Here is a 21,961-nt window from a genome sequence, read left to right as displayed (position 1 = left end):
TAATTGAAGTGGCTGTGGACTATGGACTGATAGCCATGGACTTCCTAAATCTTATCCCCAAAGAAGATGGCATTGAAGAACAGCTTGTTTGTCCCAAACCATGTACCGCGGAAATTCGGGTTGTCGAAAAAGTGAATTACCCTTCCTTGTCCAACCGAAGAAACCAAGACACTGGAGCTCTGCTTGATTTTTTCAAGGTTTGTCGGAGAAACATATCCTCCCAATAATGGATTTGCAGTATACCTGACCGGTGTTTGGGACTTGTTTTTGGATGGTTTGAAGAAAAGAGTTGTATTTCTATAAACAGGAATTTCTGAGTTTTTGTACCCAAAACCCAAAGGATGGGTAATGTCCAATTTCCCCAAATAAATGCTTCCGCCGATTTCCTGCGCTCCGGATAAGTTCCTCGAATCTGCAAATGGAACGGATTCAGGTCCTTTTGCTTCTTCGGCTGCAACAAATTCTTCCTGAACAATTCCCTGACTTTGGAGCCATTGACTTGTTGTCCGCATGGAAATGATGGTTCCTCCTCTTGAAAGCCAATCTTTCAAATGTGCAACTTGCGGTGCTGAAAGACTAGCATATTTTCCTGAAGGAAGGATCAAAGTGTTGTAATCAAACAGATTCACCCTGCCAAACAATCCCAAATCCACTTTTGTAATTGGCATTCCAACTTTGGTATCCATCAGGTGCCATATTTCCCCAGCCTCATATTGGGATGTTCCCTGACCGACAAGCATGAGAACTTTTGGTTTTTGGATGGCTGAAATACTGCCGCTACCCAAGTCAATGCCTTTCAGACTGAATCCTGTCGTACTCGCAAACACATTTTGGCCTGCCAAGTCTGCTGCTTCTTTCAATGCTTTTCTCAATTCTTCCGGAGAAAGTTTTTGGAAAGCCGTTGGAATGACCAATGAACCTGAGGAGAATTCCTTTGAACCTTGATCTGTATTTGAAGTAAAAGTTTGTGCCGTGACTTCGACATGGACTCCTGCTGCCTGTATAAGGTGCAGGAATTTGGCAGCAAAATAATCAGACCAATCCACCAAGTAAGCAACGTACTTCCCATCGGCCGGGAAGGTCAAGTTTTGGCTTGGCAATTCTTTCATTTCTTTTCCGCTAACAACTGTTTGCGTGGCGTAAGGCATGCCATAGGCCAAGGCCATGGTCCAGGAGGAAGCGTCATAAAATACCGAATCTGAAAATGTCGTCACCTTTTCAAACATCGATCTTACCATCCTGTATTGTGGTTGGGATGTAGGAACAATCCAGGATTTTCCTTTCTTAAATGACTTTCCTTCTGAGCTTATATCTTTATCATTTTCAAGTACTTTGATTTTATGATCTAACAATAACTTTAAGAAAAGTCTATTTCGGGAATCGTCTGACTCATCTCCAAAAATATACCCTTTGGCTTTGTCTTTTCCTGCTTCAGTGATCGCAGTTTGGAAATATTCGCGCAAGTATTTGTGCATGTATTCCCTTTCCTTGACACCGGCTTCCATGGTGGCAATGGAAGTTTTGAGTTGGTTCCGTATCGTAAATTGAAAGGTAATATCGCCACGCTGAGAGCTTTGGATATGACCTCGCGAACTCGCTTGTTCAAATACCAACCCTAATCCTCCCTGAATATCCGGATAGGTAGATCCATATCCTGGATAGCTGTTGTCAAAAACTTCCTTGGTCCAATACAAACTACCGATATCATCCAAAGCCTTTGCAAAATAGGCCGCAAACTTGTTATTGATTTCATCATAATTCTTTCTTGGAATCACAGGATTTTCACTGCCAAAAGGTTTGGTAGGCTCGAAGAAGTAGGTGGCATTGGTTCCCATTTCGTGAAAATCCCCCACCACGTTTGGATACCAGGTATGGTACCAAGCGATTTTGGTTTGTAATTCCACCTGTGCCAAAGGCAACCAATCCCTATTCAAATCGAACCAATAATGGTTAACGCGTCCTGAAGGCCATATTTCATTATGTTCTCTGTCTAAAGGATCTGCAACAGGCGGCGAACCTTTGTGCATGTTTGCCCAATTGGTATGTCTGTCCCTTCCGTCAGGATTGATGGCGGGATCTATCATGACCACGGCATTGTTTCTGATTTCTTTGGCAAGGTCACTTTGCGAAGCCAAAAGCCAATAAGCTGTCAAGATGGAAGCTTCTCCACCAGAAGGTTCGTTTCCATGGACGCTGTAGGCAAGGTTGACGATGGCCGGCATGCCACTGACATCAGGCATGGGCAAGGTTGGGTCAACCAATTTGAGGTGGTTAGTCCGGATAGATTCCAAGTTTGAAATATTCTCTTTTTTGCTGATCACCAAGACGACCAATGGCCTCAGCTGATTGGTATAGCCGATGGTGACAAGCTCTGCCATATCCGATTTGTCAGCCAACAACTGAAAATATCCCACAAGGCGGTCGTATCGGGTATGCCATTCCCCAACGTGGTAACCCAAATAGGAGTATGGACTTGGAATATCATTGGAGAAAGTTTCTCCTGGAAAATAATATTCCTTTTGGGCTTTTGCAGAATATATATGGAGCAAGAGCAAAGTTATCAGTAGCAGTTTCTTTTGCATAGGTTTAAATTTGGAGGAAATTACCTGTAAGCTAGCACAAGCCAAACCAAAAATCCATCAACGGCTTTTGAAAGCTTGCGAATTGGCTTAATTTGGAACTTGAAAGAAATTCAAAATTGAATCCATTCTTGGATTCCTGAAATCAAAAACAACAATTAAACCAAATAACCTATGAAAAAGCTTTTCCAAGCCTCTCTGACAATGATTGCCCTGATGGCTTCAATGCCTCTTTTTGCCCAACAAAAAGACATCAAACTTCCACCAGAAGCCACTGAATTTTGGGAACCTGTTCCGAGAAAAGTGACGGCTGCTGCCCAAATGGGTCAAGCACCTTCTGATGCGATTGTCATTTTTGATGGCAAGAGCCTTGATAACTTTGTCAGTTCAAAGGATGGAAGTGTCCCACAATGGAAAGTCGAAAACGGTGCATTTATAGTAACTCCCAGAACAGGTGCAATTAAAACCAAGCAAGGTTTTGGTGACATGCAGCTTCATATCGAATGGTCGGCACCTACTGTAATCAAAGGTGAAGGTCAGGGTAGAGGAAATTCCGGAATCTTCTTGATGTCTTTGTATGAATTGCAGGTTTTGGATTCATATGAAAGCAGAACCTATTCCAACGGTCAGGCAGGAAGTATATACAAGCAACATCCTCCTTTGGTCAATGCGATGAAAGCGCCGGGAGAATGGAACAGTTATGATGTAATTTTTACCGCTCCAAAGTTTAATGCGGATGGCATGTTGGTCTCTCCTGCACGAGTGACTGTGCTTCACAACGGGATTTTGGTACAGAATAATGTAGAAATCAAAGGTCCAACAGAATATATCGGAATTCCTAATTACAAAGCCCATGCTACTGAAATGCCGCTTGAACTCCAGGATCATGGAGATTTGGTTAGCTACAGGAATATATGGGTGAGGAAGTTGTAAAAGTGTCGGATGACCGATGATCGATGACCGATGAAAATCCACAGCATCGGTCATCTGTCATCCGACTTTTTTTTACGACTTCATTACTCCTAATTCCAACTTCTCATATTTAAAAGACTTCTCCCTCTGGTCGAAGTGACAAGGATAGGTTTTCTGTTTTCTTGCCATTCTTCCAACAATACCTTCAAATATCAAATGCTTTTTATTCTTTCTCTCATCCCAAACATCGGTCATCGGTCATCGGTCTTTTTCTTCCCAACTTCCCATCTTCCCACCTACTTCAACCTATCCATCAATCCTTCTTGGTAACTGACACTGATAGGGACGAGCTTATCACCTACAGTCAATTGGTGCCTTTCGATTTTTTGAACATGTTGGATGTTCACCAAAAAAGAACGGTGGGATTTGACAAAATTGGAAGGCAGGATTTTTTCGACTTCTGCCAGGGTCATTCTACTGAGGATCTTATCTTTTGGGAGTTGGAAATTCACATAGTTGCCATTTGCTTCACAAAAGAGTAATTCGTCGAAATTGACCTTTATCTGCTCATATCCTGTTTTGACAAACATGGTCCCCGCGGCATTTCCTTTTTTCAGTTCATGCCATTCCTGTGCTTTTTGGCAGGCTTTTAAAAACCTCCCGAGGTTGAAAGGTTTGAGCAGGTAATCCTTCGCATCCAATTCGAAACTGATCACAGCGTGCTCTGAGTAAGCTGTAGTGAAAATGACCATGGTGTCTTTCGGAATCAAAGCGGCGAGTTCCAGCCCAGAGATATCCGGCATTTTGATATCAAGGAAAATCAGATCCACTTGCTCGCTTCTGATATAATCCAAGGCAAGGATTGCATCTGTGAATACCTTGCGCAAATCCAAGAAAGGCACTTTGGCTGCATGGGCTTTGATTACCTCGAGGGCCATCGGTTCATCGTCTATGGCTATAGCATGAAGCATATCAGGAGCGTTTTATGGTTAAATGTACAAAATATTCCACTTCGTTTTCCCGAATGACAAGTTCATGTTTCCCCGGATACAGGAGTTGGAGACGCTGTTTGACATTGTCTAAGCCTATACCGTTCGACTTGGATTCAGGGTCATCTTCATGGCTACGGTGGATACTGTTGTTGACGTCCAAATGGATGGTTCCATCCGTACAACGCAGGCTGATTTTGACCCATGATTTCTTTTGGAAACTGATTCCGTGCTTAAATGCATTTTCCACAAAAGGGATAAGTAACATCGGCGCGATATCCCCTGTACAGTTTTCAGGATTATGCCTAAAATCAATGTCCACATTGTCATGGGATTTGATGCGTAATACCTGCAAATCAACATAATTGATCAGGTATTCCTTTTCTTTTGCAAGCGGGATTTTGTCCAAGCTGTTTTCATGAAGCATAAAGCGCATCATGTCTCCGAGCTTTTGGATTCCCTCAGAAGTCCTTTCTGCGTTTTCCTGCAAGGCTGTTCCATAAAGTGTGTTCAGGATATTAAATAGGAAATGGGGATTGATCTGCATCCTGAGTAAGGAGAGTTTGGCTGAACCTTCGTCAACCCTGTAGCTAAGCGTATTTATCTGACCTAAAAGGTGGTCATATTTTTTGAAGAGCAGGTTGGAAAAGGGGATAAGCAGGCCGGCTACAAATATTACCACCGCAAGACCGATGATCAAAATGCCTATATTCCGGTTTTCAATCGCTAAGATGAAAAAGAATAATCCCAAGGCCAAAATCAACAAAACAAATAGAGAATTGGCAAGCTTGTTCCTTTCTTTCTTTCTGTTTCGGTATATGAAGAAGTAATTATAGAGCACAATGCCAAGCATCACAGGGATCGCAATGGTGTAGCTAAGCGGAATCCAGCCCTCGATGATTTCCTGCATGCCAAACAGAAACAACATCGCAAAAGCAAAAATCGTCACCATCCGCACAATGTTATAGGGCTTGAAGTCCTTCGTTTCTCCTGCAGGAAAAATCTGTTCAATCACGTCACACAGCAAAATGTATCCAATATATAGACCCACCGAACTGAAATAATAGGGTGCAGCGAAGTTTTGGGCAAGGTCGCCCATCATTGAAAATCCGCCCACAAAAAGGAAGGACATCAAAAGGATTAAGAAAGAGTAAAGGTAGTAGACCGATTTCCGTTTTCTGGTTTCTTTGCCCGGAATCAAGATCTGATGGTGCAGGAAGAAGGAAAGGAAAAGTATTACAGGTATCAGGATTTTGGCAAAATACCTTGTAAGTTCCGGTCCATTCGGTTCAAAATAGTAGAAGTTGGTTTGGAAAATGTTTGCTAAAATAATGGTGACAAACAATATTGTCATAACCCACCATTCTATTTGTCTAAAGGGTAGAGGTTTTTCTTTCATGGGATTAGTTTTCTTAATTATTTTGATTGGGTAGGTTTTTTTTCGGGACCGAAATCCCATTTGTGGCTTTGAGTTTTTGTTTTTCTTCTTCCGCTTTTCCAATCAGCCAAATGTTATATAATATGGCTGCTATCAATAAAATGAAATAGGGAGTTTTTGATTTCATGGTTTAGGTTGTCGATTCTTTGACAAGGATAAGCCTGAAAATAAAGCACCACAAAAAAATGTGATGAAGCCGTTTGAATTTGGGGTGGAAATGCAGTTGCCAGTCTAGGTTGGCAGTGGTCAGTCGCAGTTTTCAGTTAACAGTATCAGATTTTAGTAAAGAGTGACAGTTTGCAGGGGAAATTTTGCAATCTTCCAATCTTTCAATTTTCCAACCTTTCAACCTCCTAGCACCTTCCAAACACTCATACCACCCAGCAATAACGTGATCAGCCAGATTGCGAAGGCCAAAATATTCATCCATACTCCGTTGGTGTGAGTTCCCATTACAGATTTTTTATTGACCAACCAGAGGATGTATCCACTCAATAAGGGAAGCAAAACGCCATTTGCCAGTTGCGCAAAGAGAATCAGTTGGATCGGTTTGATCCCAAATGAAGAAAATACCAAACCCAAACCCAAAATCCCTACAATACTGATCCGCATAGGAAAACTTTTGAGGTCAGTGGATAAGCCAAAGCTTCCGGCAATAACCAAGGAACCTGCCAACGGTGCTGTGATCGCAGAGGTGATTCCTGCAGCAAACAATCCAAAAGCCATAAAGTATTTGGCCATTTTGCCCATCAAAGGTTCCAACCCAATGGCCAAATCAACTGCTGAATTGACTTCGGTAGCAGATCCGGCTTTGGCAGTAACAATAATCGCCATAGAAACCAATCCGCCCATAATGACAGCAATCAGGGTGTCAACCCTGATATATTTGAGATCTTGGATGGTTTTCCATTTTTGGGAAATCAGGGAAGAATGCAAAAAAAAGTTATAAGGCACGACAGTCGTTCCTATCAAGGCGACTATGGTAAAGATGTTTTCAGGATTTATTGCGGGTTGGAAGCCCGAAAGCAATTCCAGAAAGTTGGGCTTGGACCAAATTGCCGTTCCCAAAAACGCAATGCTCATCAAAATCACCAAACCGGTCAAATAATTGCTGATAGTACTATAACTGCCTGTCAGCAAAAGAATTAAAGCGAGTGACCCGATAAGCATGTTTAAAATGTTTACCTGAAAATTTCCCAAATTCAAGACCGGAGCTTGGACGAATAACTCGATACCTAACGCCCCACCACTGATATTTCCGGCTTCGTAAGCGGCATTCCCCAAAACAATGGCAGTCATCACAAGGAAAATGGAGAAGTAACGGAGGATTCCTTTTTGAAGGGTTTCTGAAATGACCGAAGCCAATCCTTTTTGGGTAACCAATCCTATCCTTGCTGCCATTTCCTGAAGAACAATTGTCGCGATCACAGACAAGGCCATGGCCCAAAGAAGGTCAAAACCAAAGTCGACTCCGGCGAGGGTGCAGACTGTAACCGTACCCGGCCCGATGAAAGCGGCTGCAACAACCGGCCCGGGACCTATGTATTTCCTCCAACTCATGGCGCCTGCTGCAAAGCATATATTGCATAACTGCCCAACCAATGCGTTCCTTCATAATTGTCATCGACAATAGAAGGAAGGGAATAATTGATGTGCATGTTGGCTACCTGCATCAGGTGGCCATATTCCTCAGGATAATCTTTGATCAAACCATACAGCACCCAAGCCCTGCTGAAGTTAAGTCCGTCAAGGTGAACCAATTTACCATCTGTTCGGTCACTGACTTTTCCTGGTTCCAAAGCAAAATCAGTATTCGACAATTGGGGTAAAAATTGTTTGACCCAAGGTCGAAAATCTTCTTTGGGCATCACTTTCCTCATGATATCCAATTCCTGAAAGCATGGAGACAAAAAGTCAAAACCGCTTGGTTCATATACCAAAGGGCAATTTTCATCTTTAGAAAACCAGTCCAAAGCCCTGGATTTAATCAATTCCTGCAGGCCAACGTGATTCAATGTTTTGGCATAATCATAAGCCAATGACGATCCAAAGGCAATATTGGTATGCTCACCAACTCTGATGGGATAAATGAGTTTTGGCAAAAACTCAAGGTACTTTTCCACCATGAGGTCTGTCAATGGCTGTAGGTTTTTTTCCAGTTCCCTTGCCAAAGGATCATCCCAAAGATGGATTTCCTCTGCGAGTTTCAGCATCCAAGCCCAACCGTAAGTCCTAGAAAAACCCGGATCAGAAGGGCCTTTAAAGTAGGCGACTTCTACAGCAATGTTTTCTGCGCTGATATTTTCCAATAATTTCCTTCTGATTTCTTCTCCATTTTCTAAGTCGGGGAATTGTCTCAGAAGACTCACCAACATCCAATGACCATGCATACTTGAATGCCAGTCAAAGCAGCCATAAAATGCGGGATGAAGTGCTTTTGGGCCTTTCAGTTCAGATTCATTTCCCAAAGTTTGATTGAGTTTATTGGGATATTCGGTTTGCATACAATGCAGCGGAAGTTTTGAAAGTCTGTTGGCTTCAGCTTCTGTCAGGCGTATGGGGTCGGGGATTTCGGGGGTTTCCTTTTTTGGCTGACAGGACAAAAGAAAGCCTGCCAGGAAAAGCAATAAGAACAAAGATCTGATCATGTCGATGGTTTTGGATTTTGAATATAATGGATAAAGGTGATTTTTTCAGATTGGCTCATTTATTTGGCTTTCTCGGGTTATAAATAGCTTGATTTTTGATATTTTGCCTGAAGATTATCCCAGCAAAAATTCATGAAAAGATTTATTCTCAAGTTGCTTAAGGTCATTTTATTCCTTGTTTTGGCTGTAATCCTTGTTTTATTGGCCTCCTACAGAGGTGACATTGCTCCCGAGGAACTGATAGGAAAATACAGCGATGAAAACTCCGTTTTCTTGATGGTGGATGGTGTAAACGTTCACGTGAAGGTCAGGGGAGAAGGAGAACCGATCTTTTTGATCCATGGGAGTTTTTCATCTCTCCATACTTGGGAGGCTTGGGAAAATGAGTTAAGCCCGTTTTTCATGACCATCTCCATGGACCTGCCGGGTCATGGTCTTACCGGTCCGGATATCCAAAAAAGATATAGTATTGAAGATTATTCCAACCTGGTTTTTGGCATTGCTGATCAATTGGGTTTGGATGAATTCCATGTAGCAGGCAACAGTATGGGCGGAGGAGTAGCGCTAAAAATGGCTTCAGACCAACCTGACAGGATTTTGACACTGAACTTGATCGATTCATCCGGTGCAAGGATCAAAACTAAAACTGACACCGCCCAAAGCAAATCCTACAACTCAGGAGCTATGATATTTAAAGTAGCCCAAAATCCTATTTTCAATAAACTTTTGCTCAAATGCACTCCAAAATTCATTTTTGGACTTAACCTCAAGCAGGTCTTTTATGACCATTCCAAAATCACAGATGAGATGTTGACCAGGTATTACGAACTTTTGAGAATGGAAGGAAACCGTCAGGCTACTTTGGACAGGTTGACCACAAGGAAACCTTACGACGTGGATTTTGAAAAGCTGACTATGCCTGTGCTGATTATGTGGGGAAAACATGACAATTGGATTCCCTTACAAAACGGAGAATTGCTCGCGGAAGCCATTCCCGGTTCCAAATTGAAGGTTTTTGAAAATGCAGGGCATGTTCCTATGGAAGAAATACCGACAGAGACTGTCTCGGAATACTTGTCTTTCTTGGGGATTCAGGTAGAAAGGCATTACTTTTCCACCCCAAAATTCTTAAGCCATGTCCATTGAAACCTTATTGATTTCTCTTTCTATAGGTCAGTTTTTACTGATTATTTTTTTAGTCATCAAAACCCAAACCCAAAATTCAGACAAGGATTCCAATCAATTGGCTTTGAATCAATTAAAGCAGGAATTCGCACAGCAGATGTCAGCCAATAGAACCGAAATACAAGAAGGATTGCTGCGTCAGTTTGGATTGGTGTTCGACTCTCTTCGGGCAAATTCGAAAGAACAATCTGAGGTTTTGAAGGATTTTGGAAGGATTTTCAGAGAGAATGTCAAAGAATTCAATGAACTGCAAAGAGAAAAATTCCAAGACCTGATCTTCAAACAGGAAAGGATGTTGGCATCTACTGAAGAGCGGCTTGACAAAATGAGGGAAACTGTCGATGAAAAATTGCAGAAGACCTTGGAGGCCAGATTGGGCCAATCATTCGAGTTGGTGACCAATCAACTATTGGCTGTGCAAAAAGGACTTGGGGAAATGCAGAACCTCGCAACCGGAGTGGGTGACCTCAAGCGGGTGCTGAGTAATGTCAAAAGCAGGGGAGTGTTGGGAGAATACCAATTGCATGGGATTTTGGAAAATATCCTTTCCCCCGAACAGTATGCAAGTAATGTTTCGGTCAAAAAGGGGAATCCGGAGCGCGTGGAGTTTGCCATCAAAATGCCCGGAAGCAAGGAAGACGGGCCGGTTTACCTTCCGATTGATGCCAAATTTCCGCAAGAGACTTTTTACAGGCTTCAGGATGCCTATGATACCGGAGACAAGCTTATCATAGATTTGGCAAGGGCCGAACTCTTCAAAGCCATCCGGAAAGCCGCCCAGGATATAAGCCAAAAGTATCTTCATCCACCCTTTACCACCGATTTTGCCATGCTTTTCCTTCCGATGGAAAGTCTGTATGCAGAAGTTCTCCGTGAACCCAATCTTGCCCAATCCCTGCAAAAAGACTTCAAAATCATCATCACCGGACCGACTACATTGGCTGCTATGCTGAACAGCCTTCAGATGGGTTTCAGGACTTTGGCAATTCAGGAAAGAAGCAGTGAAGTATGGAAAGTATTGGGTGCAGTCAAATCCGAATTTTCCAAATTTGGAGACCTGATCAGCAAAGCCCAAAAGAAAATTTTTGAAGCACATACTGATTTGGATGAATTGGTCGGGACAAGGACGAGGGTAATTCAGAGAAAGCTAAAGGATGTGGAAATAATACCCGAGGAGGAGGGAAGAAAACTATTGGAATGAATTGATTGTTAATTTCACGGATTTTATTGGATATACGCTTCTTTGCCTGTAACCCTATATTCTTCTTCAGTCTGGACGGAAGACCGAAGACCGAAGTTCCCGGCAAATAAGTCCGTTGACAAGAATTAAAATGGATATCCTATCTACAGGCATCATTGCGTACATACATTTTACCTTTGAATAAACACGATTAAAATGAAGTATTGGAGTTTGATAATTTTTCTATTTGTTACGCAGGTTTCATTTGCGCAGCAAATATTTGAGGTAGATGCGGAAGTCAGGGGAAATTCTATTGAAATCAACAATACTGCTGTAGACATGATTTCCAAGGGAAATTATGAAAGTGCAGCAAGGATTTTGGAGCAGGTCATTGTGAATGACCCTTCCTACCATGCGGCCTATTTAAACTTCTACAGAGCAGGAAGTCAATTGGAATCCAAAAAGGAAAAAGTAATCAAGACACTTCGTGAAGGGCTTTTGATATTTGAAGAGGACGATGAAATGGCGTATTATTTGGGCAATATTCTGCAGAAAGAAAACCGCTTTTCAGAGGCAATTCAGGCATATTCTGAAGCCATCAAATATAGCAAAATCAATGGTGAGGAATTTGAACTCGTTTGGGCCTACCATTTCAACAGGGGCAATTGCTACCTGAAAACCAACCAACATGCCAAAGCTATCCCTGATTACGATTATGCTTTGAAATTGAGCCCATTAAATGCAGACGTATTGACAAACAGGGGTTTCTCTCATTATAAGCTTGACAATACAAAAACAGCCTGTGAGGATTGGAATGAGGCCAAAAGACTTGGAAACAAACAAACCGATAAGTACCTCCAATCCTTTTGTAAATAAAAAAACTATTTCTTATTGCGCTTAGATACAAAACATCATACCTTTTGCCCGATTTGGACAGGAAAAGCTTTCACACCCCTGACTTTTATTGAAATTATCAAATGGGAATGAACATTGTCATTGCAGGAGCCGGAGATATGGGTTACCATCTAGCCGAGCAACTAAGTTATGAAAACAAGGATATTACCCTTATTGATGTTGATAAAGATGCATTGGACAATGCTGCTTCGCATCTCGACGTCATGACCATCATGGGAGATGCTACCTCCCTAGAAATTCTTAACAGCGCAAATCTGAAGGATACCCATATGTTTATGGCTGTGACGACCTCAGAGAAAACCAATATTGTAGCAGCTACCTTAGCAAAGCAATTGGGAGCAAAAAGAGTCATTGCCCGGGTTCGTAACCATGACTACCTAGAACCTGAGCATGAGATTTACTTTAAAAATATCGGGATTGACAATATCATTTCACCCACGATGCTTTGCAGCGGTGAAATATACCGGATGATCAAAAATTCGACTTTTACGGAGGTATTTGAATTTGAAGGCGGAAAACTTAACATTGTCGGGATATCTTTGGATCAATATAGCCCACTTTTTAATAAAAAGATTTCTGATATGAAGGACATCCCGTTGTTTGGGGATATTAGGATCGTGGCAATAGTGAGGGATCAGATCACGATAATCCCGAGAGGAAATACAGTTATCCGCAACAATGACCACGTATTTTTTATTTCTAACAAGAAAGCTGTTGAATCCATCATTGAGTTATTGGGAGAGAAAAAAGTCACTATCAAAAATATCATGATCATTGGCGGAGATGACATGGCGTATGCCACAGCATTGAAGTTAGAGGAAGAATTTAGAGTGACACTGGTTCATAGAGACAAAGAGCGCTGCAAATGGCTCTCTGAAAGATTGAATAACACCCTGATTATCAATGGAGACTACAAAAATATCGAACTTTTGATAGAAGAAGGTTTGGAACAGATGGAGGCATTTATTTCACTTACTGAATCTTCCGAAACCAATATCATCACCTCCCTAAGTGCTAAAAACCACGGGGTTTACAAGACCATTGCCCATGTGGATACAAGGGAGTATATCCACATTTCACACAGTATCGGCGTAGATTCATTGATCAATAAAAAACTGGTAGCTGCCAATCAGATTACCAGATTTTTGAAAAAAGGGAAAGTAGAGGCTGTTTCAGGGATTTACGGGGTAGATGCAGAGATTATCCAATATGTCATTACCAAGGGCAACCGACTTACAAAAAAACCCTTAAAAGAACTCCATTTTCCTAATACAGCGATTGTGGCCGGTGTTATCAGGGGAGAGGAAGTATTCATCCCTGATGGAGATTTTACTTTACAAGTAGACGACAAGGCAATCGTATTGGCATTGCCTGCGGCAAAATCATTGCTCGAAAAACTTCTTAACTGAGATGATTCATTACAAAGCCATTGGTAAAATCATGGGAGCATTGTTAATGCTTTTTTCCCTCTTGATGTTGCCGGGAGTTGGTTTTTCATTTTACTATGGAAGCGGTGACCATATTCCTTTGATAATCTCTGGTTCTGCTTCCTTTTTAATCGGAGTTATTTTGTTTTTTTCCTTTGCCAAGCAAGACAAGAATATCAGAAAAAGGGAAGGTTACCTCATTGTCACCACGAGCTGGCTTTTGATGTCATTTTTCGGAATGTTGCCTTACCTTCTAAGCGGAACGGCCACAAGCATCAGTGACGCAATATTTGAAACGGTATCAGGTCTGACGACAACCGGAGCGAGCATTTTTCCTGATGTGGAATCTTTGCCTAAGGGAATTCTTTTTTGGAGAAGCATGACACATTGGATAGGTGGCCTGGGAATAATAGTTTTGACAGTGGCTATTTTTCCTCTCTTGGGAATCGGTGGGATTGAATTGTTTGTCGCAGAATCTCCCGGTCCCACCTCTGACAAACTTCACCCAAGGATCAGGGAAACAGCTAAAAGACTTTGGTATATTTATCTGGGTCTTACGGTGGTTTGTACCATTCTGTTTGAATTGGGAGGAATGACATTTTTTGATGCCATCAACCATGCCATGGCTGCGATGGCTACAGGCGGATTTTCTACCAAAAACACAAGTTTAGCTTTTTACGATTCCGCATTCATTGATTATACTGCGATTTTGTTTATGTTTCTGGCAGGCACAAATTTTACAGTAATCTATTTTGGCCTCACTGGAAAATTTGACCGGGTGTGGAAATCTGATGAGTTTAAGGCATATACAGGTGCAATCCTAGCTTTTGCATTTTTCCTGACTGTTCCAATTTATTTTTATTCAGGGCATGACCTTGAAAAAGCTTTTAGAGACACATTGTTTCAGGTGGTGTCTTTGATCACCACGACGGGATTTATTACGGCCGATTACACTCAATACAGTTCGGGATTGACCTTGGTGTTTTTCATGCTGTTGTTTCTAGGAGCATGTGCAGGATCTACAGCAGGCGGGATCAAATTTGTCAGACACCTGGCTTTTTTTAAAAATAGCTGGCTTGAATTCAAAAGAATCGTCCACCCTCGTGCTGTCGTGCCTTTAAAAATTAACGGAGACAGGGTCACAGGAAAAATCATCACACATATCATGAACTTCCTGCTGATTTACCTGATGATCTTTGTGACCGGATCGGTTATTATCTCTTTGATGGGTTATGACATCCTGACTTCTTTTGGGGCTGTTGCCACTTGTTTAGGAAATGTCGGTCCAGGAATTGGCAAGGTTGGTCCTGTCGATAATTTCGCCTTTTTCGACCCTTTTTCAAAAGTATTTCTCAGCTTTCTAATGCTTCTTGGCAGGCTCGAGTTATTTACGATCCTGGTCCTGTTTACTCCATATTTTTGGCGAGCCAATTAGGATTTTGGAAGGGTAAAACAAAAAGTGGAACCGGAACCGATCTGGCTTTTTGCCCAGATTTCTCCCCTGTTTTTTTCTACAAGCTCCTTGGAGAGCAATAAACCCAATCCAGTACCTTTTTCATGATGGGTACCTGAAGTGGTGTAAAAATCATGCCCAAACAATTTACTCAACCCGGCTTCAGTCATGCCGATTCCCTGGTCTGATACCGATACTGTGTAGAATCTATCTTCTTCCTCTAAAGCAACGGTGATCTTGTCATGGGCACTAGTAAATTTCATTGCGTTGGTCAGAAGGTTGCGGATTACGATTTCAAGCATGGTTTTATCAGCTTCGATTTCAATAGATTTTGGTATGTAATTTTCGAGAATCTGATCTTTATAATATCCTGATCCTGAGAGGAATGATATATTTTGTTCAACCAATTGATAAAGATTGAATGTCGAAAATTGGGAATTCATACCCCTCATCTGACTCCTTGACCAAATCAGGATATTTTCCAGCAGCATGGAATTATTTCCGAGATTTTGGGATAGGATAGGGAGATAGGATTCAAATTCTTCCTGACTTAGATTATCCTCATTGATCAGTTTTACCATACCCCAAAGTGAATCCAAAGGGGCTTTTAAATCGTGGGCGAGAATAGAAAATATTTTATCCTTTTCAATATTCAGCCTATTTAATTCTGCTGCCTGACTTTCGATTTTTAATTGCTTTTCCTTAAGTCTCCTGATATTAAATATTTCTTTTTTATAGGATCTATAATAAATGGAAAGAGCTACAAATAATGAAAATGCCAACATCAGCAGGGCAAAAGTGATGTACATCTTGAACTTCTGATTGGACTGCATCAGTTCATTTTCTCTGCTTAAAGCAGCTATTTCATCTTTTTGCTTTTTGATCGTAAGACCTGCAAGGTAATTTTTGATCCTTTCGGCACTTAAAATCTCCTTTTCTTCTTCAAGAAGGGCAAGGTAATTTTTTGATTCAGCAGTGTTTCCCCTGTCAAAATACAACTCGTACATCATCTCATAAATCTCGATAATCGATTCTGAGTTGGGTCTTTGTCCGTGAAGGGCTTTTGCTTCCTCAGCGAATTGGACAGCTTGGGAAATTTTCCCTGTCGCCAGGTTCAATTCTACAAGTTTTTCCAAGGCATGGATGGCTCTTATTTTGTCATAGGTGATGCCATAATGGTAAAGGTTCAGAATGTCTTCTTCCACGTTGTTATATTCCCCCATGGACATCAAAAGAACTGACCTGTTGAATTTCGAAACAAGTAACTGCCTTTCATTCCCCTGTTCCTGACGGATGGCTATGGCCTTGTTGATGACCTCTAAGGCTTCCTTATTTTTCCCCAATGCTCCCAAAACCGGGCTCATACCTGTGTAGTTATAAGCCAGACCTTCTTTGTTGTCTACTTTTAGAAAGTTTGCCTCGGCTGTTTTGTAATACTCCAATGACTCCTCAAAAAGGTCCTTGTAAAAATAGATCTGCCCGATGTTATTCAGGGAGTGTCCAATCTGGACAGGGTTATTGTTTTTTTGACTGATCACCAAAGCCTCCTCATACAGCTTCAAGGCCTCTTCCTGAAGGTTCATGTTCCTGTAATAAACCCCCAATCTATTTAGATTTTGGGCTTCAAGTTCATGGTCCCCCAGCTTGTTTGCTAGTCTTATAGCCTCCGGATAATACTTTTGGGCAGAATCAGAATAATGGATGACTTTGACCAACTCTGAGAGTAAATCGAGTTTTTCCCTGTCTGAATCTGCGTTCTGATAGCGGTAAAGTAAACTGTCTGCTTTGGTGCCAAACTCCTCAAAATAACTCCCGAATGAAATGGTCGGCGTAAAAAACAGGATGAAAAGAAAAAAGGAAAGTGGGTAAGATTTCAACATGTAATATTTTTCTGCTCTAATAATAAAAATCGTTCGAAAATAGGCTTAAAACCTCTGATAACAAAATGTTTAATTTAGAAAATGCTAAAAAAAATTGACAAAAAAAATGACAGAACATCAATTTTCAATTTTTGCATATAAGAATAAATCATCGGTGCTGATTTATTCTAAATTTGGCTATTCTATCAAATAGGCTTTCATTTTTGCAACCCTGTCTTCCATAGATTCGGAAGAAATTGTAGACCTGGAGAGGCGGTCTACCATTATCGGGAAGGAAAAGGGAGTGAATTGTCCCGGAGTTTTTAAAACAATTTGATGGGAGTTGATTCGGCGTATTGCCTCGAGAACATTGTCTTTTTCCATCTGTATATCCAACACCTCGCGGTGTGCCTGCTTGAGGAGTAAATTGTCTTGATCATAATCTTCAAATACACCATACAGGATCCCGGAATTGGATTGGAGATGTTTGAATTTTATTGGCTTTCCCGGGAATCCTTGAAAAACCAGCCCTGAAATGGTCGCCACGTCTCTAAATTTCCTTTTCGCCATTTCACTTTCATTGATACATGACTTGATATCCTCTGCCAGATTATTTTCAGAAAAAACATCCTCTTCCAAAATATCTTCGATCGGAATCGGTATATCCGAAAGCATCTCAAAACCATAATCATTCATGGCAATACTCAAGCTTATCGGGTAGCTGACGCTGATTCTATATGCTATCAGTGCGCCGAGGATTTCATGGACCATCCTCCCTTCAAAAGGAAAGATGAAAATATGGTACCCTTCACGGGATATGATTTTTTCAATCAAAAGCGTCTTTTTATCCGGAACGAGAGATATTCTGTTTTGTAAATCCAACAGCGGTGCGACATAGGCAATTTCATCTGAGTCAAAAATCCCAAGGGTCGACTTTTCCAATATCTCACGGATTTTAAATGCAAGTTTGGAAGTGAGGGAAATCCTTCCACCCATATAGGAGGGTGTATTGGTACTTTTCCTGTTTGAAAGCTGGACTATGGCGCTCATTTCTTTGATTGCCACAAATTCCAGGTTTCTGCCTGCAAAGAAAAAACGGTCACCTAACCTGAGTTTTGAAAAGAAGTACTCCTCAATCATTCCCAGAAAAGTCCCGTTTTTGAACCTTACTTTCAGCATAGGTTCACTTACAATTGTTCCCATGGAAAGCCTGTGGACCATGGCAGCCCTTTTGTTTTTGATGCAGTATTTTCCGGTTTCATCTTTCTCCACTTTAGAGAATTCTTCATAACCCTGCAGCGATTCTCCACCTTGGGTAATAAAAGACATTGTCCATCGATACTCTTCCTCTGTCAGATTTTTGAATGAATAGGTGCTTTTGAGTATCGGATACAATTCTTCCTCAAAAAAGCCTTCACCGACAGCAAGTGTTACCAAAAACTGGATCAAAACATCAAAAGTCAAAGTGGGACAAATGATGTTTTCAGATTCATTGTTTTCCATTGCACTCCTCAAAGCGGCCGCTTCGACCAGCTCCAATGAATGGGTAGGTACAAAATAGATTAAACTTGGCAGACCCGGTTGGTGGCCCGATCGGCCGGCCCTTTGTATAAACCTTGCTACCCCTTTTGGACTACCTACTTGGATCACGGCATCCACGGGTCTGAAATCCACGCCAAGGTCCAAGCTCGAGGTACATACTACCAATTTGAGCTTGCCAAAATGGAGAGATTCTTCCACCCAAGTCCTTACTGCCTGATCCAAAGAACCGTGATGTATAGCCGCCAATCCTGCCCAATCAGGTCTCTTTTCCATAATCTGATGGTACCATATTTCTGTTTGTGCACGAGTATTGGTAAAAAGCAGAACGGAATTATGTTTCTCAATAATCGGAATGACCTTGTCAATAAGTCTTACCCCCATATGTCCTGACCAAGGGTATTTTTCAAGTTCATCAGGATAGACAGTTTGGAGTTTGATGGTTTTTTCAATTTTGGCTTTTACAATATGTACCGGATGTCTTTCACCCAAAAGAATCTGACAGGCTTCTTCCAAATTGCCGATAGTGGCCGAAATCGCCCAAAGCTTAATTGCTTGGGGACTCTGGTGCCGGATGTAAGCCAAGGCCAATTGGACCTGTACGCCTCTTTTATTTCCCATCAATTCATGCCACTCATCGATCACTATTGCCTGCATGTTTTGAAACAGAGCATGATTGTCTTTTTGGGCCAAAAGGATATGCAGGGTCTCCGGAGTGGTGATCAAAATCTCAGGAGGATTCTTTTTTTGGCTTAGCCTTTCTTTATTTTCCGTGTCTCCGTTGCGCACGGCAACTTTCCAAGGCAGTCCGATTGCTTCACACACTTCCTGCATGGCTTTTTGGATATCCTGAGCCAATGCCCTCAAAGGAGTAATCCAGATCAGCTGGATGCCGTTTTTTCTAGGTTTTTGCCAATCATCAGGGTGATTGCGGATGTATTCCAATATGACAGGGAAAAACAATGCAAATGTCTTCCCACTTCCTGTCGGGGCATTGAGCAAACCGGATTTGCCATCCAAAAAATCCTGCCAGGTTTCCACCTGAAATTCAAATGGAATCCAACCCTTTTTCTGGAAATATTGAAATGCAACCGAAAGGGGATTATTTGCCATAGACTGAAAGTAGTGATTTTAAATCTTCCAAAGTATTGGCTTCTTCGATTGGCTTGTCATTTCTCCATCTTTGGATTCTGGGAAAACGCAAGGCAATTCCTGATTTGTGTCTTGGGCTTTCCTGTATCCCCTCAAAGGCGATTTCAAATACCATAGCAGGCTTGACAGTCCGTACAGGACCAAATTTTTCAAGTGTATTTTGCTTTACATATTTATCTACCTCCCGGATTTCCTCATCCGTCAGTCCTGAATAAGCTTTTGCAAAAGGAATGAGTTTTTCTCCCTCCCAAACAGCCAAAGTATAATCGGTATATAAATCCGCCCGCCTTCCATGCCCTTTTTGGGCATAAAGAAGCACACCATCAATGGTAAGCGGTTCTATTTTCCATTTCCACCAAGAGCCTTTTTTGCGTCCAACCTCGTAAAATGAATCTGATTTTTTTAGCATAAAACCTTCTGCCATTCGGATTCTTGATTCGCCCTGTAGCGTAAGCAAATCATCCCAATTATTCGCTTCGACCAAAGGGGAAATAATTAACCTGTCATGATTGGTATTTTTGACAAGGTCATCAAGCGCCATCCTTCGCTCTTTGATAGGATTCTGCCTAAGATCAATTCCTGATTGTTCCAAAATGTCGTATGCAATAAAACTTACCGGAGCTTCCTGAAGGATTTTTTTGCTCAGGGTTTTTCTCCCGATTCTGGTTTGAAGCAATGAAAAGGGTAGGGGTTTACCTTCTGAAAAGGTGAGTATTTCTCCATCCAAGACAGTCCCTGATGGCAATTCCAAAGCCATAGAAGCAAGTTCGGGAAATTTTTCAGTGACCAATTCTTCTCCCCTTGACCAGATATATACCTGACCTTCCCTTTGTATGATTTGACCCCTGATTCCGTCCCATTTCCATTCAACCTGCCAATCTTTAATATCTCCGTAAGCAGGCAATTCCTTTTCCAATGGATAAGCCAGGAAAAATGGATAGGGTCTTGAAAGGTCATCACTTTGTTTTTTTGCCAGAATCAAGTCCTGAAATGATACACTTTGAGGATTCCAATCACCCATGATGCGATGGGCGACTTCAGTTTTTTCGAGTTCAAAAGCATCTGCGACAGCCTGTGTGACCAAATTTTGACTAACACCGATCCGAAATCCGCCTGTCATCAGTTTGATGAATATAAAGCGTTCTTCTTTAGACATCATTTGCCAAGCCTGCAGGATTTGATCTTTTTTTGCGCTTTCCTCAAGGTTTTCAAGATCCATCAAATAGCGTATCCAATAACTCAAAGAATAATCCTGCTGTCCGTCAGTGATGGGTAAAAGTAACGAAATGGTTTCGGCCAGGTCCCCAACGGTCTGATAGGATTCTTCAAAAAGCCAATCGGGAATTCCTGACCATTCGCAACACCATTGACGCAGCAACCTTGTGTTGACCTGACGCTTTGGCCTGCGATGTGTAAAAAGCGCAATTGTCCAAAGCCTGTCTTCGTCCGGCGCAGACAAAAAATACTCCTTCAGCGCCTCGATTTTATCCGTCGTTTTGTTACTTTGGTCAAGGCGCATGAACAAACCTGCAAAATGTCTCATGGAATGGTGTTTCTACTCCGTTCAAACTTCATATAATGTGACAAGGTTCACATCATAAAAAAGCTTAAAATTGTATCTTTGACCGTTTATGGAACTTAACCCCATATTCAGCGTAATTAGCAATAAAACCATACCGATATGAAAAAGTTGGCATTTATCTTTCTTTCAGCCCTTGTCTTGATTTCTTGTGAGCAAGAGAAAGAAACTATTTACACCACCAATGAACTGACTTACAACCTTTACCAAGGTTCCGACTTCAATTACTCAGGAAATGTTAAGATAAAAGAATTACTGAGCGGTGACTTAGAACTGACATTGGAACTCAATGGAAACAAGGATAATGATCCTTATTTTTTTCCAGCCCACTTACATTTTGGATCCTATGAAACCGCAGATTCTCCGATTGCATTCCAACTTGATCCTATAGATATCAGAACACTAAAAAGCGTAACAATCCTTGGTCAGCTTTCGGATGGTACCAAACTGAAATTTGCTGACATGGATACTTTTGATGGGCATATAAAAATACATTTGGCTGATTCAGGACCTGACTACCAGGTAATCTTGTCTGTCGGTAATATTGGTGCCAATGACAACAGCCCACAGGCATTTAAGAGGGAGGAAATGTCAATCTGCTCTCCATACCTCGAATAAAAAAAGGTCATCGTGAGATGACCTTTTTTGTTTGGGTTATTTTACCTCTTCCATTACTTTTGGAACGGTAAGCATTTTAAATTTTTCGTGGAGTTGGGAGATTTCTGCATGCATTACTTTTTGGTAATCGAGGTGCTCGCTGTCCTTGAAAGGTTTCATTGGATTATGTACATGGTATTCTCTTCCATGCTCATCATCATGTGAATGCTCAAATCCCGGAACTTCAATGATGTCCTTGTCCCAGATTTTGAGTTCTTCTTTCAAAGCAGTGTAGTCAATGTTTGATTCTTTGATCTGCTTCTCAAAACCGCTGATTTCTTCCCTTAGATCCAGTGATTTTTGAAGGTAGTCATTTGCCTCAGCATAGATCTTTGGGTCTCCTTCAACTTCCTTTTTTCCTGAACAGGAAATTGCCATGAATAGAACGAATCCAAAGATTAGAAGGTGGGAATATTTTTTCATAAGGTTGTTTTTTTATGCCAATATAA

General features: G+C 41.5%; 17 protein-coding genes. 7 read left to right on the top strand and 10 right to left on the bottom strand.

The features are described 5' to 3' along the window. Positions 1–44 precede the first annotated feature (44 nt). The gene (locus DQW11_RS01465) at positions 45–2,582 is read right to left on the bottom strand and encodes a M14 family zinc carboxypeptidase (protein ID WP_113922209.1); all 2,538 of its coding nucleotides are present in this window, start codon (positions 2,580–2,582) and stop codon (positions 45–47) included. A gap of 171 nt (positions 2,583–2,753) precedes the next feature. Between DQW11_RS01465 and DQW11_RS01460 the strand changes: the two genes are divergently transcribed. Next, on the top strand, positions 2,754–3,512 hold the full coding sequence (locus DQW11_RS01460; protein WP_113922208.1) for a 3-keto-disaccharide hydrolase: 759 nt from the start codon (positions 2,754–2,756) through the stop codon (positions 3,510–3,512). Between the two features lie 275 nt (positions 3,513–3,787). Here the strand turns inward: DQW11_RS01460 and DQW11_RS01455 are convergent, their stop codons facing one another. From DQW11_RS01455 to DQW11_RS01440, 5 genes are all read right to left on the bottom strand, one after another. Then, entirely contained in the window at positions 3,788–4,462 is a 675-nt protein-coding gene (locus DQW11_RS01455) for a LytR/AlgR family response regulator transcription factor (protein ID WP_113922207.1), read from the bottom strand. Between the two features lies 1 nt (position 4,463). After that, on the bottom strand, positions 4,464–5,879 hold the full coding sequence (locus tag DQW11_RS01450; RefSeq protein ID WP_113922206.1) for a sensor histidine kinase: 1,416 nt from the start codon (positions 5,877–5,879) through the stop codon (positions 4,464–4,466). A gap of 13 nt (positions 5,880–5,892) precedes the next feature. Then, the gene (locus DQW11_RS22160; protein ID WP_157965993.1) at positions 5,893–6,045 is read right to left on the bottom strand and encodes a hypothetical protein; all 153 of its coding nucleotides are present in this window, start codon (positions 6,043–6,045) and stop codon (positions 5,893–5,895) included. A gap of 218 nt (positions 6,046–6,263) precedes the next feature. Continuing rightward, the gene (locus DQW11_RS01445; RefSeq protein ID WP_113922205.1) at positions 6,264–7,478 is read right to left on the bottom strand and encodes an Nramp family divalent metal transporter; all 1,215 of its coding nucleotides are present in this window, start codon (positions 7,476–7,478) and stop codon (positions 6,264–6,266) included. After that, positions 7,475–8,566, bottom strand: a complete 1,092-nt coding sequence (locus tag DQW11_RS01440) for a DUF2891 domain-containing protein (protein WP_113922204.1) — start codon at positions 8,564–8,566, stop codon at positions 7,475–7,477. Before DQW11_RS01440 ends, DQW11_RS01445 begins: the two co-directional genes overlap by 4 nt. A 132-nt stretch (positions 8,567–8,698) precedes the next feature. Between DQW11_RS01440 and DQW11_RS01435 the strand changes: the two genes are divergently transcribed. The 5 genes from DQW11_RS01435 to DQW11_RS01415 all read left to right on the top strand — a co-directional run bounded on the left by DQW11_RS01435 (position 8,699) and on the right by DQW11_RS01415 (position 14,708). Continuing rightward, a complete protein-coding gene (locus DQW11_RS01435) occupies positions 8,699–9,712 on the top strand; it encodes an alpha/beta fold hydrolase (RefSeq protein WP_113922203.1) in 1,014 nt (337 codons plus the stop codon). Next, positions 9,702–10,952 carry a DNA recombination protein RmuC gene (locus DQW11_RS01430; RefSeq protein WP_113922202.1) on the top strand — a complete coding sequence of 417 codons (1,251 nt, stop codon included), beginning with the start codon at positions 9,702–9,704 and terminating at the stop codon, positions 10,950–10,952. The genes DQW11_RS01435 and DQW11_RS01430 overlap by 11 nt, the downstream gene beginning before the upstream one ends. Before the next feature lie 195 nt (positions 10,953–11,147). Next, complete coding sequence (locus DQW11_RS01425; protein ID WP_113922201.1) at positions 11,148–11,807, top strand: tetratricopeptide repeat protein; 660 nt, start codon at positions 11,148–11,150, stop codon at positions 11,805–11,807. Between the two features lie 101 nt (positions 11,808–11,908). Further along, positions 11,909–13,255: a Trk system potassium transporter TrkA gene (trkA, locus tag DQW11_RS01420; RefSeq protein WP_113922200.1), complete on the top strand. Its 1,347-nt coding sequence runs from the start codon at positions 11,909–11,911 to the stop codon at positions 13,253–13,255. 1 nt (position 13,256) lies between these two features. Further along, complete coding sequence (locus DQW11_RS01415) at positions 13,257–14,708, top strand: TrkH family potassium uptake protein (protein WP_113922199.1); 1,452 nt, start codon at positions 13,257–13,259, stop codon at positions 14,706–14,708. Here the strand turns inward: DQW11_RS01415 and DQW11_RS01410 are convergent. The 3 genes from DQW11_RS01410 to DQW11_RS01400 all read right to left on the bottom strand — a co-directional run bounded on the left by DQW11_RS01410 (position 14,705) and on the right by DQW11_RS01400 (position 20,819). Continuing rightward, complete coding sequence (locus DQW11_RS01410) at positions 14,705–16,606, bottom strand: tetratricopeptide repeat-containing sensor histidine kinase (protein WP_113922198.1); 1,902 nt, start codon at positions 16,604–16,606, stop codon at positions 14,705–14,707. The genes DQW11_RS01415 and DQW11_RS01410 overlap by 4 nt on opposite strands. A gap of 177 nt (positions 16,607–16,783) precedes the next feature. Beyond that, complete coding sequence (locus DQW11_RS01405; RefSeq protein ID WP_113922197.1) at positions 16,784–19,237, bottom strand: ligase-associated DNA damage response DEXH box helicase; 2,454 nt, start codon at positions 19,235–19,237, stop codon at positions 16,784–16,786. Next, positions 19,227–20,819 carry an ATP-dependent DNA ligase gene (locus DQW11_RS01400; RefSeq protein ID WP_113922196.1) on the bottom strand — a complete coding sequence of 531 codons (1,593 nt, stop codon included), beginning with the start codon at positions 20,817–20,819 and terminating at the stop codon, positions 19,227–19,229. Before DQW11_RS01400 ends, DQW11_RS01405 begins: the two co-directional genes overlap by 11 nt. A 138-nt stretch (positions 20,820–20,957) precedes the next feature. On the opposite strand from DQW11_RS01400, the gene DQW11_RS01395 reads away from it, so the two are divergent. Continuing rightward, positions 20,958–21,473, top strand: coding sequence for a hypothetical protein (locus DQW11_RS01395; protein WP_113922195.1), 516 nt, complete (start codon positions 20,958–20,960; stop codon positions 21,471–21,473). Between the two features lie 36 nt (positions 21,474–21,509). Here the strand turns inward: DQW11_RS01395 and DQW11_RS01390 are convergent, their stop codons facing one another. Then, positions 21,510–21,935: a hypothetical protein gene (locus DQW11_RS01390; protein WP_113922194.1), complete on the bottom strand. Its 426-nt coding sequence runs from the start codon at positions 21,933–21,935 to the stop codon at positions 21,510–21,512. Positions 21,936–21,961 lie beyond the last annotated feature (26 nt).

It is taken from the genome of Cognataquiflexum aquatile, assembly GCF_003316845.1.
GTDB lineage: Bacteria > Bacteroidota > Bacteroidia > Cytophagales > Cyclobacteriaceae > Cognataquiflexum > Cognataquiflexum aquatile.
This window is presented reverse-complemented; position numbering and strand designations above follow the sequence as displayed.